This is a genomic window from Geobacter benzoatilyticus (genome assembly GCF_017338855.1).
Classification (GTDB): domain Bacteria; phylum Desulfobacterota; class Desulfuromonadia; order Geobacterales; family Geobacteraceae; genus Geobacter; species Geobacter benzoatilyticus.
Map to the genome: position 1 here is coordinate 3,192,594 of NZ_CP071382.1, position 15,717 is coordinate 3,208,310.

Sequence of the window (15,717 nt, forward strand, 5' to 3'; positions counted from 1 at the left end):
ATCCGGCTATTTTTGCATATGATTGGCAGATGCATCTTGGTAAACATCTTCAACTTGTGGCACAATGCAGGCGAAGATACCTATCCAACCTGTCATTCGAGTAAAGGGAACCGTCGATGGTAGAAAAGAAACAACTGGGCGACCTGCTTGTGGAGGAAGGGATCATCACCTTAAAGACGATCGAGCGGGCCTTGGAGCGTCAGAAGGGTAGCGGCAAACGGCTTGGCCAGGTTCTGGAAGAGATGGGGGTTATCACCGGCGAGGAACTGATCGATGCCCTTTCAAAGCAAATGGGCATCAAAACCGTGAAAGGTTTTGTCGACTACGCATTCCCCCCCGAACTGCTATCCCTGGTTCCCCAGGACATGGCGGTGCAGCGGCTTGTATTCCCGCTCAAACTGAAGGATGGGAAACTTGCCCTTGCCCTGAACGATCCCTTTGACCAGGATATTGTTGAATTTCTGGCCAAAAAGCACCGGATACAGGTCATACCGATTCTCGCAACGCGGCAGGAACTCATGACCGCCGTGGAAAAGCACTATCTCCATGGCAAGCTGAAAGATACGGCACGTCAGAAGGTCCTTGTGGTTGAGGACTCCCTGCCTGTGGCAACCATTATCCAGGTGGCGCTCCAGAAAGAGGGATATGACGTGGTGGTGACCCATGACGGGGTTGACGGTCTCAAGTCAGCCGTGACTGAAAAACCCGACCTGATTATCTGTGATGCGGTCATGCCGCGCATGGACGGCCATGGACTCTTCCGGGCATTGCGGGCCAACCCCGCAACCGCAAACATTCCCGTTATCCTCCTGACCTCCAAGGCCACCGGTGAGGACGAGCAGCGGGCGCTGGATGCCGGCTTCATGGACTTCATCGCCAAACCGGTTCAGCCGATACGCATCGTTACAAGGGTTAAGAGAGCCTTTGACTTGATAAAACATTACAAATAGACTTGTCTTCAATCAGACACCAAAGACGAAAAAGGGGCGGCACGATATCATCTTCGTGCCGCCCCTTTCGCTTTCCGGACTTTCCCGGCGGAACTTCTACACGCCGCCCATGAATGCCACCGCGCGCCGGACCCTCCGCAGGGTCTCCTCCTTGCCGAGAGCCTCTATCACCTCATAAATGCCGGGCGAAGCAGTGCCGCCACACAGGGCAACGCGAACCGCCGGGCCTACCTGTCCCAGCTTTACTCCTTGTTCCGCAATGAATTCCTTGAACGCAGCCTCAATGCCCGCCTGGCTGAAATCGGCAAGTCCATCAAGCCTGGAGGCAAGGGCCTCGAGCAGTGGCCCGGCAGCCGGGACCAGGTGCTTTGCGGCCGCCTGCTCATCATAGCTCACCTCGCCCTGATAGTAGAAGAGAGCGCCATCTGCCATCTCCACAAGGGTGCGGGAGCGCTCCTGGAGCGTTTTGACCACGAGCGGAAGGCTCGGTCCCGCCGCCGTATCGACTCCGCGCTCCGCAAGGAACGGCACGAGGAGTTCCGCCAGCCGCTCGGGATCACTCTCCTTGATGTAATGATGGTTGAGCCAGAGGAGTTTGTCAGGATTGAAAACCCCGGCCGACTTACCCACCGCCTCGATGGAAAATTTCTCGATGAGCTCTTCCTTGCTGAAGATTTCCTGGTCGCCGTGGCTCCAGCCGAGCCGCACCAGATAGTTGACCACGGCCTCGGGAAGGAATCCCATGTCCCGGTAAGCCATGACGCTGGTGGCGCCGTGACGCTTGGAGAGCCGGGTCTTGTCGGCGCCGAGGATCATCGGCACGTGGGCGAAGCGGGGAACCGGATACCCGAGGGCCTCGTAGAGAAGAATCTGGCGTGGGGTATTGTTAACGTGGTCGTCACCCCGGATGACGGTGGAAATCCCCATGGTGGCATCATCGATGACCACCACGAAGTTGTAGGTGGGGGTACCGTCGCTGCGCTGGATGATAAGGTCGTCGAGCTCGTCGTTGTTGAATGAAATGCGCCCCTTGATGAGATCGTCAAAGGCCGTTACCCCCTCATGGGGGGCCTTGAAACGAATGACATAGGGCTTTCCGTCGGGCACGTCGCTTCTATTGCGGCAGGTGCCGTCATATTTGGGCTTTCTCCCGTCCTTCATGGCCTGCTCGCGCTTTGCTTCAAGCTCTTCGGGGGTGCAGTAGCACCGGTAGGCCTTGCCCTCGGCGACCAGTTTTTCAACGAACTCCTTGTACACCGGGAAACGGTCTGACTGGTAGAAAGGCCCCTCGTCCCAATCGAGGCCGAGCCAGGTCATACCCTGGAGAATGGCGTCAACCGATTCCTGGGTGGAACGGGCAACGTCGGTATCCTCGATCCGAAGGATGAAGGTCCCCTGCTGCCTGCGGGCAAGAAGCCAGTTAAAGAGCGCGGTACGCGCGCCCCCAACGTGCAGGTAGCCGGTGGGGCTCGGCGCAAAGCGAAGACGTATGTCGGACATGGGAACTCCTTTAATGGTGATCGTCTGATTCATCCTCGCCGGGCGAATCTTCGCTGGCGATGCGGTATTCTTCGTCGGCCCAGGCGGCAAGGTCCATGGTCTTGCACCGTTTCGAGCAGAAAGGGCGAAAGGGGTTCCCCTGCCATGGAGTTTCTTTGCGACAGTGCGGGCACTGGATTATGGTTGTCGTAGTATCGCTCATTTACACAAACAAAAACCCCAGGTTATGCGGCATACCCGGGGCTGATTCAGGATAACCTGCCAGTTCAACGGCCAGATTTTAACGCCAAAAAACAGAGCAAGTCAACGGCTAAGACCTTAGAAGCCGGAATTAAGAAACCACATCACAGGGACTTCAAGGCATCGTTCCGGCTATAATCCCGGCGCCGTTAGGAAGCTCCAGGGGCAGGCGCCTCACATCGCGGAGCCCCGCCGCGGCCAGCATGGCGCAAAGTTCCCCTTCGGCATACGCCTGACCGGCAGAGGTCCCGACCAGCATATTCAGGGAGAAGAGTGCCGGGAAAAGCGGACCGCTTCTATCGTCATTCAGGATGAACTCTTGGACCAGGAGCACCCCTCCCGGCTCCAGGGACGCGATCGCCTTTTGCAGAATAATTTCACACTGGTCCGGACCGTAGGCATGGAGAATCTGGGAAAGCCAGACCACGTCAAAGCCCCCGGGGATCCCGTTATCAAGAAAATCTCCTGCAACGAATCCAATCCGCTCTGCCAGGCCGAAGCGTACGATCGTCTCCTCGGCAAAGCGGCGCGTAGCGGGAAAGTCGTAGACAACCGCCTCAAGGGCGGGGTTCTGCATGCAAAAATGAATTGCCCAGGTGCCGGGGCCCCCTCCAAGGTCAAGAAGACGCCCGCGACCGGAAAGATCAATCAGGGGCGCAACTCTCGGTGCACTCTGCATGGCCAGGTTGAACATTCCCATGAGGAAGCTCTCGCGCTCCCCCTCATCATTGCCATGGGACGAGCTTTCCCTGACAGGGCCTCCGCTTCTCACGGCCACGTCAAGCCTGGACCACCCCGGCATGAGATAGTGGTGATGCATGATGATATACCCCAGATAATCCGGCGAGCATTTCGCAAGGTACTTTGCCGCAAAGGGGGTGGCTTCGAACCTCCCGTCGCGCTTATACACCAGCGCCATGGCTGCCAGGGCGTCGAGAAGCATGGCAATACCCCGCGCGTCAGCACCGAGAAAATCTGCCGCCTCCGCCGCAGTGAGGGGCTCCCCCGCCAGGGGGGTTACAACATCCAAAGCCACCGCCGCATGCAGCGCGCAAACGCTCCAGTATCCTCCCGAAAGTTGCAGCAATTCAGCCGGAGTCCAAATCTTCTCATCCATGACAACCTCCTGGGGAATGGACGTCAACCACACGCAAAAGTCTAACTGGAATTGAGTTCATGGGCAAGCAGGTCCAGTCCGGGAAAAACGCGACTTTTTGCCCGAACTATATGCGCGCAGGCTCAAAGAACTGGCGCAAGCTGCCTGAATCTGCTAGAACGAGGGCACCATGACAACCGTAAACCCTATCTTTGAAGCCACATATACCATTCGCTCCTTCGATGTTGATGCCAATGGTTTTGTCCGCCCGGCTACGCTTCTCGGCTATCTTCAGGAAGTCTCAACAGAGCATATCGCGCTCCTGGGAGTATCGGTCAGAGATCTCATGGCCAAAGGATTTACCTGGGTATTATCGCGGGTACATCTCCAAATTGAACACTATCCGAGACGGGGTGATGAAGTAACTATCCGTACCTGGCCGTCGCAAAGGGAGGGGCGATTCAGCTCCCGCGAATTCGAACTGTTCGACCGTAAAGGGGCTGTCGTGGCGCGGGCGACCACATCATGGGCCGTCATTGATTTCAAAAGCCGGAAGCCGGTGCATGTGGACCATCACCCCCCCTACCCCCTCACCCCGCGCCGCGTCATTGAAGACCGTTTCGCAACGCTCCCGACCATCGAAAAGGAACAGGGGGGAACGCAATTTACGGTGCGACGTTCTGATCTGGATCTGAACCGGCACGTTAACCACATGGTCTACGCCGGCTGGGCGCTGGACGCCGTGCCCGACGAACTGGCCGCAAAGTACAAGCCCGTATCGCTTGAGATCGGCTATCGTGCCGAGGCCCTGGCGGGCGAAGAAGTTACCGTCTCCAGCAATTGCACCGAAGAAAACGGCAATATACTAGTCATCCACCGGATCTCCGCTTCGGACGGCCGTGAACTCACTCGTCTGCGGACCCGCTGGCAGCAGTGATTTCAGCCTGCGGCTCCGCAGACATTATCCCTCCCATGAAAATCGCCAGATACTGGTGAACAAGCTGCTCGTCCAGGTCAGGTGAATGGGTGATCAGGTGTTCGGTGGCCAGGGTGCTCAGAACGTAATAGTTCACCATGCCGGCAAGGGCCAGCACGGCATTAACAGCATTGACATCTTTACGGAACCGCCCCTGCCGGATTCCATCCTCGACTATATCCGCAAGTATCCCGATTACCTTGCCGATTGCAGGCGAAACGATTGAATGGAAATAGGGAGTCGGATTGGTGAGCTCGCTGGTATAGAAGCGCAGCAGGTAAGGATTGTTCCGGTGCCTCTGCAAAGTCCAGCGAATATAGGCCTCTATCATGGCCACGGGGTCCGTGCCCTGCTGCCTTATTTCTTCGATCTCATCGAAACAGGCAAACTGCTCCTTCAGTACCGCTGAGTACAGACCTTCCTTACCGCCGAAATAATATGAAATCATGGAAATGCTGGCCTCGGCAGATTGGGACAACTCCCTGATGCTGACGCCGTGCAAACCCCGTTCGGCAAACAACTGCGTACCCACCTCCAGCAACTTGTTCCGGCATTCCGCTTTTGTCATTTCATTACCCGACCGAGTATTTTGTAACTTCGCCAAGAGTAGCAAAGTCTTTCAATAAAGCCAATTTTATCGGAACCACACCCTCATAAGTTATTGCACCAAAAACAGCGTGCTGTTATGATGTTTTCAAACGAACGTTCGATTTGCGACAATTATATCGAATTAATAGTTATTTACAAACCAGGGCAGGTTCAAGTGCCTCATGGAGGCGCTCCTGGCCCAAATTACATGATTGAGGAGGAATAGCCAAAGATGTCCGAACTACACAGCAGAATTAGAAGAAAAAGTCTGCACGCCAAGATCAAAAAAGTCGATGAAGTCATCCCCATGTTCAAGGACGGCATGAATCTCGGCTGGTCAGGTTTTACCCCCGCCGGTTACCCTAAAGCTGTTCCCATCGCTCTGGCAGATCATGTGGAAAAAAACCAGCTTCAGGGCAAGCTCAGGTTCAACCTTTTCATCGGCGCATCCGTCGGCGTGGAAACCGAAGACCGTTGGGCCTCTCTTGACATGATCGACCGCCGCTGGCCCTACCAGACCGGCAAGAATATCCAGGCCGGCATCAACACCGGGCGCATCCGCATGGGTGACCGACACCTCTCCATGTTCGCGCAAGACCTTGGTTATGGCTTTTACACCAAGGAAAACGGCGGTAGCCTTGACATCGCCATTATCGAATGCTCTGCCATAACCGAGGACGGCGGCCTTGTGCTCACCGCTTCCTGTGGTGCCGTGCCGGAAATAGTGCAGATTGCCGACAAGATCATCATCGAAATAAACACCGGGATTCCCAGCTTCGAAGGGCTTCACGACATCATCGAGCCCATCAGCCCCCCCAACCGTCCCCCGTATCTCATCAGCCGCGTTGACGACCGTGCCGGCTCACCCTACGTCCGCGTCGACACCGACAAAATTGTCGCAATCATCGAATCCAATCACCCGGACAACGGTCGCGCTTTCAGCGAGCAGGACTCCACCTCCGAAGCCATTGCAAACAACATCCTCGAGTTCTTCAAGTTCGAAGTAAAAGAAGGACGGCTGCCCAAGAATCTTCTCCCGCTCCAGTCCGGCGTCGGCTCCATCGCCAACGCAGTCATCGGCGGCCTGGCCAACGGCCCCTTCTCGGGACTGAAGGTCTGGACGGAAGTTCTGCAGGACACCATGCTCGATTTCATCGACTCGGGAAAACTGGATTTTGCCTCCACGGTCTCCCTCTCCTTCTCGGTGGACGGCTTCAAGCGCTTCTATGAGAAATTCGACCATTACAAAGATAAAGTAATCATGCGCCCCCTCTCCATCGCCAACCACCCGGAGCCGATCCGGCGCCTCGGGTGCATCGCCATGAATACCCCAGTAGAATTCGACATCTATGCCCATGCCAACTCAACACTCGTTGGCGGGACCAGGATGATCAACGGCATCGGCGGTTCCGGAGACTTCCTCCGCAATGCTTATCTCTCCATCATGCACACCCCGGCGGCCCGTCCGACCAAAACCGACCCGACCGGCATCACCTGCGTCGTGCCGCACGTACCGCACGTGGACCACACCGAGCATGACCTGGACGTACTGGTTACCGATCAGGGGCTGGCAGACCTCCGTGGCCTCGACCCGAAAACCCGTGCCCAGCTCATCATCGACAAGTGCGCCCACCCGGATTACAAGCCGATTCTTCAGGAGTATTTCGACATGGCCAAGAAGGATTGCCTTGCCCGCAAGGCCGGCCACGAGCCGCAACTCCTTGACCGGGTCTTCAAGATGCAGGTAAACCTCGCTAAAAACGGCACCATGAAGATCGACAACTGGGACATCTAAGATCCTGGATAAAATGCATGAATAACAAAAAAGGCCGCTGATAGCGGCCTTTTTTGTTATGTTTTCCCTTGCAACAGCAGCCTCTCCAGAGAATCAGCGGCAGTTTTCGGGCCATCATAGGTCCCCAGTATCTTCATGTAATTGCCGGCATTCTCCCGATAGCTCTTTTTCGACAGCACTTCATTAATAGTCTGGATAATTATACCGGGATCGGCAGTGACAGACTGTGGAGATATCCTTTTGCCTACGCCAAGAGCCTCCACCCGCCTCATGTTGAATTCCTGATCCGGAATAGTGGGAATTCCGATAACAGGCTTGCCATGCTGCAAAGCCTGATAGATGGTCCCATTCCCCCCATGACAAATCACAAGATCGCATATCTCCATAACGCTATCCCCATCCAGGTAAGGTTCCACGTAAATTTGTCCCTCGATGGTATGGAGAGAGGATTTTTGCCCTCCCGTCGTGATAATTGCCGCCAATGACTCTGAAACAAAATGCCGGTACATATCATTGAACAGTTTTTCGACACCGGTGGACCCCATGGTGAAATAGACCAGGGGTGAACATTTTTTTGCACTCTCCCACCAAGGAGGAATCTCACATGGTGAATTCCAGGTTATCGGGCCTATGTAAATGTAATCTTTCGGCAAACTGCGCGTCGGGAAATATTCGGGAATATCGGCAAGCAATGTGAGATCTTTTCCGGCCAAACAATTAGTTGCCGTTATCAGTTTCTTCACTCCATATTGTTTACTTAATTTTTTGAACACGTTCATGACATTGTCAAAGATCAACATCTCCAGCCAGAGGTTAAACTTGTTAGCCATGGAACCACTGCGCTGTATCGCTGAATCGGGCCGTCCGGAAAATGGCACGTACGGCAGAGCCCTGTATTCAGTTGAAGATACATTCACAATTGCCGCATGCTTCAGGTCCAGAATGTGGGAGGAAATCGGTGCGGAGAATCTTCCATCAGTCAGAACAACATCGGGGCGTACATTCTTATATAGTTCGATGTCCGCCTCCATAAGCTTGATGACTTCATCATCGGAAACGAACTTGAGCTTACCGCTTCTGATATTGCCGTATAATTTGTCAGGAGGCGTCTCGTAAACATCAAATACCTGAAATCCTTCCTCTTCAATGAAGGTCACCTTGTCGCCCTGACCGGCAAAAACTACATCGTGACCCCTGTCGCGCAGCATCTTCGCAACGGCCAATGGCCGGCTCACATGCGACAGGGTATGGGTATATGGTTGAACCAATACTTTCATATGAACTGCCCTATCCGGAAAATCATCATGAAATGGTTAATGGCCGACAACACAGTGGCCTTTCAACTCCTCATCGGCATTTTCGAGAATTTCGGCCAACCGGTTGAAAAACTTGGCAGCCGGAACGCCGGCCATGATCCGCCGGTCGAAAATAATGATAAGGGGCATTGTTTTTCTAACGCAAAGCTCTCCTTCGACTACACTCGGCCTATCCTTTGCCCACCCGTAAGACACCGTCAACGGCCACAACATATCCGCCACAAGGAAATCAACACCGTATCTCGCCGGTGAATTCACAAAACATGCACCTCCCCGGTGCTTTATCCACAATCTGACGGAATATTTCGGCATTCCGATAATGAGTTTGCTCAAGAAGACCGGCAATTTGGTCAAAAGATTATAAAATAGGGTCCATCTGTCATTGGCATCTGTTTTAGGATTGCTCATTGCCATAACTTCCTGCTGCATTGTCTTCATATCTTTTTCTTCAACGCCATATATAGTCTCTGCCAAAACTATAGCTTCATTTTGTTCAACATTTTTTTCCACTGCAACAGTAATATCGCAGTTGTGGAACTGAACCATCCTCTTTCTGAAAAAGTTATCCAAAAGAAGTCTGTTGGCATAGGGATATTCTTTCAACGCCAGAGAAGCCGACTTGGTTACTATTGTTGCATAGGAAGGCTTGAAGCCGAATTTTTCAGAAGCGTATCGCCTTAATTGCTCAATGCCTGCACAATCGATATATCTTATAAATGAAACCTTGTTGGCGGGGTTCATTTCACGATTCAACGACCAGAAAGCCCTGCTTGCCCTATCCGGCTTTATGGATTCGTACAGGTTGCCAAAATCCTCGCTACTATCCCTCATCATAGCCCCCCCTAAAGCTTTAGAACGACAAAAACTCTTACATTAAATATTTTTACTTCTAATCTGCCGCAAGTGTAAAATTCCATAAATAAAATGTCGGAAATCTTAACACCATGCATTCCAATTACCGGCCGCAATTCTATTACCGACTATAATTACATACAGTTACGACATGGCATCAATCTTGTAAACCTACCTCATTTAAAAGGAATCGAAAGTAATTTTAACTGAAACAATATTAACCACAAGGAGGAAAATTATCATGAAAAAGATGGTAAAAACACTAGCAGTTGCCGCAGCACTGGGCGCCGGCAGCTTTGCAGCCGATGCTTCAGCGGTAACCTTGGGGACTCTCGCTGACAACGCCCTTTTTTACAACAACTTCGAGAACCTTTATTCAGCGGATGGCGTATTTAAGGCCCCTGGTTCAGCAGTAGCAGTCGGAGACCATCTCTTCGGCATACTCAATGTCCAAAACATTGAGGCAGATGGCCTGCAAACATTCTTTTCGGGAACGCAAAGCCAGTTGACCGGCATCTTTGCCCAAAGGGTTGAGGCGATCATTATGCCGGACACCACCGACCCGCTGAACACTCAACCACACCTGGTTTTCGGCAACCCGACCGTATTCAACTTTGGCGGCGTTGATGTCTCATCATATCTTGCAGCCGGCGAAATGTTCGCCCTCTTCACTCAAACCGGTGTCGGCACAACCGTGTTCGAATCAAACGGCTCTATCCTTGACGATGTAACCAAGGCCACCGACGGAACCAAATGGATGTCGCTCGGTTATCTGCCAGGCGCAGATGGCACTTACGGAACGGCTGACGATGATGGATATTTCTACAGCCATGCCAGCCTCGGCACACCGCTGCAAAACTTCACCGGTGAGGCGTGGGGCGCTCTCAACATCGTGTTCAACGGCACAGGGTATGATTTCACGGCCATCAACGATCCCAACGAATCAGAAATCGGCGACAATGTTCTGGGCGGCGTTCTGACTTCGCTTCATCTCAGCAGCGAACTTGAGGGGAACCCTGGGTTCCTCAGAGGAACTTCCCCCTGGGCATTCCGCAGCAACGATCCGGCTCACCTGGCCCCGGTGCCTGAACCTTCCACTATGATTCTCCTGGGCCTCGGGCTCGCCGGTTTTGCAGCATACAGCCGTAAACGCATGAAATAGATCAACCATTTACATCTTAAAGACGCAGGTTAACCCTGCGTCTTTTTTTTACCCAAAATCGGAATTTTTACTCTCGGAAAGGGGTATTTTATGATCTCAGTACGAATTTTTAAAGAGATCCTGCTAAGTGCATTATGCTCAGTACTGCTGATTGCAAATTGCTGGGCAGCAACGCCTCAACTGAATATTGGCCAAATGCATGATCTATACTACCGACAATTTGCCAATATCTATGATTCAAACGGTAATTACAAAGCACCTCTAACAACACTTAATGGTGTTAATACAATAACAAGATTGAATGTTGGAGATCACATTGCCGGCATTGTCAATTTTCAACACATAGATGCTGACGGCTTAACTATCTGGTTTCAATCACCGACAGACCAGATTACGGGAATATTTGCTCAGCATGTGGAAGCGGTCTTTGACAATGATCCCTTTGACCCGAACCAAACTATGCCGCACATAGTTTTTGGTCCGCCAACAATTTCAACTTTCTGCAAAGGTGGCGATTGTTTCTCGACCACGGGAAAAGACGGGGTACCAGGAACTGAGGATGATTTAATCAAACCTGGTGAGATAATGACGTTATTTCATCAGTCAGGGACCGGCACTACCCTATTTGAAAATAACGGAACCCTTGCAGACGACATCGCCAAATCAACAGATGGTCAACAATGGTTATCCCTGAGTTACGGCCCCGGCACTGACGGCATTTATGGGACAACTGATGACGAAGGGTTCTATTATGATCACGCAATGTTCGGCCGCCAATTGTTGCAGTTGAACAATTTGGGTGAAGGATGGGGTGCGTTTAATTCTCGTACCAACAATACCGGATATTATTTTTGTGGCATAAATGATCCTAACGAAGTTGAAATCGGCGGAATGAACAAGCTCAATACCCTTGTCCTGTCATCAGAGCTTGAATTCAACGTCGATTCTCAGTTATTCGGCAAGTTTTCACCATGGGATCTATTGTTCAATGATCCTGCATCGTTCCAGCCATGTGCCTGTGGCGGAATAATCGGCGATTTCGTATGGGAGGATCTGAACAGCAACGGAATTCAGGATGCTGACGAACCTGGTATCGGCGGCGTTACCATGATCCTGAAGGATAAGGACGGAAACCAGATAACCACCGTCACCACCGATGCGAACGGTTTTTACTCATTTACCGGATTGTGCCCTGCACAATATACTGTAGAAGTTGTAACTCCCGATGGTTATTTGCCAACGAGCCCATGCTCTCTTGATCAAACAACCGGCAATGACAGTAGTTGCAGTCCTGCAACTGTTGACTTGATTTTTGCGAACAGCTCTAATCTAACTATCGATTTCGGTTTTACTACTGAGAACGAACCCGCCGCCATCGGCGACTTCGTCTGGAACGACACCAACAAGAACGGCCAGCAGGATAACGGTGAAACCGGCATCGCCGGCGTAACGGTCAATCTCTTCGACTGCACCACCGACACCCCGGTCGCCACTACCACCACCGACGCCAATGGCTTCTACAGCTTCACCGATCTTATACCGGGAAGCTACCGGGTCGAGTTCGTGGCCCCCACGGGTTACACCTTCACTCTGCCGAACGTGGGCAACGACGCCAGTGACAGCGACGCCAGTGTAACAGGCGTAACCGCATGCGTCGATCTCATCGCCGGGCAGACCAACAACACCGTCGATGCCGGGCTCTATGTGATGCCCGCCGCCATCGGCGACTTCGTCTGGAACGACGCCAACAAGAACGGCCAGCAGGATAACGGTGAAACCGGCATTGCCGGCGTGACGGTCAAGCTCTTCGACTGCACCGGTGACACCCCGGTCGCCACTACCACCACCGACGCCAACGGCTTCTACAGCTTCACCGATCTTATGCCGGGAAGCTACAGGGTCGAGTTCGTGGCCCCCGCGGGTTACAGCTTCACAATCACCAACTCCGGCAACGACGCCACTGACAGCGACGCCAGTGCCTCCGGCGTAACCGCATGCATCGATCTCATCGCCGGGCAGACCAACAACACCGTCGATGCCGGGCTCTATGTGATGCCCGCCGCCATCGGCGACTTCGTCTGGAACGACGCCAACAAGAACGGCCAGCAGGATAACGGTGAAACCGGCATTGCCGGCGTGACGGTCAAGCTCTTCGACTGCACCACCGACACCCCGGTCGCCACTGCCACCACCAGCGCCAACGGCTTCTACAGCTTCACCGATCTTATGCCGGGAAGCTACAGGGTCGAGTTCGTAGCCCCCGCGGGTTACGCTTTCACTCTGCCGAACGTGGGCAACGACGCCACTGACAGCGACGCCAGTGCAAGCGGCGTAACCGCATGCGTCGATCTCATCGCCGGGCAGACCAACAACACCGTCGATGCCGGGCTCTATCAACTTATTCCGTCCATTGATATCGAAAAGTACACCAATGGCGAAGATGCCGATCTGGCTCCTGGCCCCACGGTCACCGTCGGCAATGCAGTTCAGTGGAAATACATTGTAGCCAACACCGGAAATGTGGAGCTTGCAGGGGTTGTTGTCACCGACGACAAAATCGGCGCCATCTCCTGCCCTAAAACCGTCCTGGCTCCCGCAGAGCAGATGATATGCATCAAGGACGGCATCGCCACAGCAGGCCAATACGCTAACATCGGCACGGTCACCGCCACATACGGCACAACCGCCGTCACCGACACAGATCCGAGCCACTATTTCGGCGCCCTGACAGGCATCGACATCCGTAAGCAAGCAGAAGGCCCTGATAGCCGCAACTACCCCGCCGGTTCCACAGTCCCCTTTGAGATTGCAGTCACCAACACCGGCAACGTAACCCTTACCAACGTTGTTGTTACCGATCAACTGGTTGCCGATTGTGCACGCAACATCGGAACGCTGCTGGCCGGACAGACGGTAACCTTTACCTGCAACGCATCACCGGTGCTTGCTGGGTTCACCAACACAGCCTGTGCTGAAGGGAACTACAGCACCTCGTCCGTGAACGATTGCGACGTGTCCACCATCACGGTAAATGTTCCTAAAATCGACATCACGAAATACATATCCATTGATGGGAATACCTGGCTCCATACTGACAGCACCAACGTCCTGACGGTCGCCTTGTGCTCAACTTGTGAAGAGGATTTCGACAAGGACCACTGCGACTACAATCACGACAACAAGTGTGATGAGAAGGACATCGACCACTGCAAGTCCAACAAGTACGACTGTGACAGGCACGATAGCGAACACGGCAGTTCCAAGCGCCATCACCGCTGCGACGACAGCTCCAACAAACCTGACTGCGATGGCAAAGCCCGCGAAGCCCATGAGCGTGATCATGGCGACTACAACAATGACGGCAAGTGTGATGAGCGCGACATAAACTACTGCAAGGGCGACCAAGAACGGTGCGACAAACACGACCAGGACCGTGGTCGGTCCAAACGCTCATATCGGTGCGACGACAGCTCAAACAAAGAGTACTGCTACTCTTACGCTTTGCGCGAGCATGACAAAGACCGCAGCGACTACAACCGCGATGGCAAGTGCGATGAGCACGACATCGACTACTGCAAAGGCAACCAGGACGAGTGCATCAAGCACGACAAGGATCGCGGCAACTTCAAGCGCTCCTACCGCTGCGATGACAGCTCAAACCGTACTCTTTGCGATTCCACCCGTTACGCTGAAGACAAGCGGGACAAAGACCTGAGCGACTACAACCGCGACGGCAAATGCAACGAACGCGACATCGACTATTGCAAGTACAACTCTTACGCCTGCAACAAGTTCGATAGCGACCGGGGCAACAAGAAGCGTACCTTCCGCTGTGATGACAGTTACGACAAATCATCGTGCGAAAGCAGAGCCCAGTGGGAGCATGAAAAAGATCATGGTGACTATAACCATGACGGCAAGGACGACGAGCGCGATATCGAACATTGCAAGAACAACTCATTGAGTTGCGATCGGCATGACAGGGATCACGGCGATTCCAAGCGTAACTACCGCTGTGATGACAGTTCGGACAAGACGCGCTGTGAAGAGTGGGCACATGGTGATAACGGTGGGGAAACCGGCTGCAACGGAGGTGACGGCTATTCCGCTGACTGCGGCAAAGTGTACTTCAAGTATGTTGTAACCAACACCGGCACATCCGATCTGACCAACCTGACACTCACCGACAACATGGAAGACTTGAGCAGCTGCGTCGTCCCGGCCACTCTGCAGCCCAATGGTTCATTCAGCTGCATTATCGGACCTCAGACTGCCCAGGCGGGGCTTCATGTCAACACGGCCACGGCAACGGGTACGTACGAAGGAATGCTGACCCAGGATACCGACCAGGCCTATTACTTCGGCTGCACCCAGTCAGAACCGCTATCTCCGGGCTACTGGAAAAACCATCAGGAATCCTGGCCAGTGGAGTCAATAACCATCGGTGGCACGGTTTACACCAAGACACAGGCAATTGAACTCATGGGCACTCCGGTCAGCGGCGACAAGACCTACACACTGTTCAAAGCACTGGTTGCGGCCAAACTGGACGCAATGGGATGCGGCGACTCATCGTGCGTTACGGAAACAATCGCGAACGCCGATGCATGGATGGCCGCTCACCCGGTCGGGAGCGGAGTCCCCGGCGACAGCTCTGCATGGATGCAGGCCGAACCGTGGTACCTCATCCTCGACGACTACATAAACGGCAGACTGTGCGGAAGCAGCAATTCATGCACTCCACCGCCTGCCCCCGCGCCCACATGCGGACAGTGCAATGGCGGAGCAACAAAACTGACCATAATGAACAAAGCATGGTCGAGCAGATCGGTGGTCGTGAAGGACAGTAACGGCCTGACACTTTTCAGCGGCACTGTTGCTTCCAACAACAGCTTCACCTTCATGGGCAAGGGCACAAACGGCACCATGGGACCATACGTGAAGATCTATGTTGACGGCAGCTACAAGGCCACGATCTACACTGATTGCTCAAAACCGATCTATCCGGGAATGGGAATCGATGGATACTTCATGGTGGTGGAAGGCTACAGCCTCAATGGCGGGAAGTTCTGCCGAATTTCATCATCATCGTGCATGGACAAAGACGACTACCATTACAGCAAGGACTACTGCGACTCGCACGATGGAGAATCAACCTGCACAGGTTCTTACAACTACCAGACCAGCTATACTTACAGTTGGTCAAGCAACGATTATGAAGAGCATGACGATTAGCAAATCA

General features: G+C 53.3%; 11 protein-coding genes. 5 read left to right on the forward strand and 6 right to left on the reverse strand.

Going from position 1 to position 15,717, the window contains the following annotated elements; translation table 11 throughout:
- Positions 1-116 precede the first annotated feature (116 nt).
- A complete protein-coding gene (locus JZM60_RS14840) occupies positions 117-950 on the forward strand; it encodes a response regulator (RefSeq protein WP_207163185.1) in 834 nt (277 codons plus the stop codon).
- Positions 951-1,046: 96 nt separating this feature from the next.
- On the opposite strand, the gene gltX is transcribed toward JZM60_RS14840, so the two are convergent.
- From gltX to JZM60_RS14855, 3 genes are all read right to left on the reverse strand, one after another.
- Positions 1,047-2,450: a glutamate--tRNA ligase gene (gene gltX, locus JZM60_RS14845; RefSeq protein ID WP_207163186.1), complete on the reverse strand. Its 1,404-nt coding sequence runs from the start codon at positions 2,448-2,450 to the stop codon at positions 1,047-1,049.
- A gap of 10 nt (positions 2,451-2,460) precedes the next feature.
- Positions 2,461-2,652 carry a DNA gyrase inhibitor YacG gene (locus tag JZM60_RS14850; protein ID WP_207163187.1) on the reverse strand — a complete coding sequence of 64 codons (192 nt, stop codon included), beginning with the start codon at positions 2,650-2,652 and terminating at the stop codon, positions 2,461-2,463.
- Between the two features lie 153 nt (positions 2,653-2,805).
- On the reverse strand, positions 2,806-3,807 hold the full coding sequence (locus JZM60_RS14855; protein ID WP_207163188.1) for a methyltransferase: 1,002 nt from the start codon (positions 3,805-3,807) through the stop codon (positions 2,806-2,808).
- Positions 3,808-3,976: 169 nt separating this feature from the next.
- Between JZM60_RS14855 and JZM60_RS14860 the strand changes: the two genes are divergently transcribed.
- A complete protein-coding gene (locus JZM60_RS14860; RefSeq protein WP_207163189.1) occupies positions 3,977-4,723 on the forward strand; it encodes an acyl-[acyl-carrier-protein] thioesterase in 747 nt (248 codons plus the stop codon).
- On the opposite strand, the gene JZM60_RS14865 is transcribed toward JZM60_RS14860, so the two are convergent.
- A complete protein-coding gene (locus JZM60_RS14865; RefSeq protein WP_207163190.1) occupies positions 4,692-5,330 on the reverse strand; it encodes a TetR/AcrR family transcriptional regulator in 639 nt (212 codons plus the stop codon). The two genes, JZM60_RS14860 and JZM60_RS14865, sit on opposite strands and share 32 nt — an antisense overlap.
- Positions 5,331-5,582: 252 nt before the next feature.
- Here JZM60_RS14865 and JZM60_RS14870 point away from each other — a divergent pair, with 252 nt between their 5' ends.
- Positions 5,583-7,145, forward strand: a complete 1,563-nt coding sequence (locus JZM60_RS14870; RefSeq protein ID WP_207163191.1) for an acetyl-CoA hydrolase/transferase C-terminal domain-containing protein — start codon at positions 5,583-5,585, stop codon at positions 7,143-7,145.
- Between the two features lie 56 nt (positions 7,146-7,201).
- On the opposite strand, the gene JZM60_RS14875 is transcribed toward JZM60_RS14870, so the two are convergent.
- Both JZM60_RS14875 and JZM60_RS14880 read right to left on the reverse strand, forming a co-directional pair.
- Positions 7,202-8,422, reverse strand: coding sequence for a glycosyltransferase (locus tag JZM60_RS14875; RefSeq protein WP_207163192.1), 1,221 nt, complete (start codon positions 8,420-8,422; stop codon positions 7,202-7,204).
- Between the two features lie 36 nt (positions 8,423-8,458).
- Positions 8,459-9,295, reverse strand: a complete 837-nt coding sequence (locus JZM60_RS14880) for a 2-oxo acid dehydrogenase subunit E2 (RefSeq protein ID WP_241426281.1) — start codon at positions 9,293-9,295, stop codon at positions 8,459-8,461.
- Between the two features lie 259 nt (positions 9,296-9,554).
- Here JZM60_RS14880 and JZM60_RS16795 point away from each other — a divergent pair, with 259 nt between their 5' ends.
- Together JZM60_RS16795 and JZM60_RS14890 are read left to right on the forward strand one after the other, a co-directional pair.
- Complete coding sequence (locus JZM60_RS16795) at positions 9,555-10,475, forward strand: PEP-CTERM sorting domain-containing protein (RefSeq protein ID WP_241426282.1); 921 nt, start codon at positions 9,555-9,557, stop codon at positions 10,473-10,475.
- Between the two features lie 891 nt (positions 10,476-11,366).
- A complete protein-coding gene (locus JZM60_RS14890) occupies positions 11,367-15,710 on the forward strand; it encodes an SdrD B-like domain-containing protein (protein ID WP_207163193.1) in 4,344 nt (1,447 codons plus the stop codon).
- Positions 15,711-15,717 lie beyond the last annotated feature (7 nt).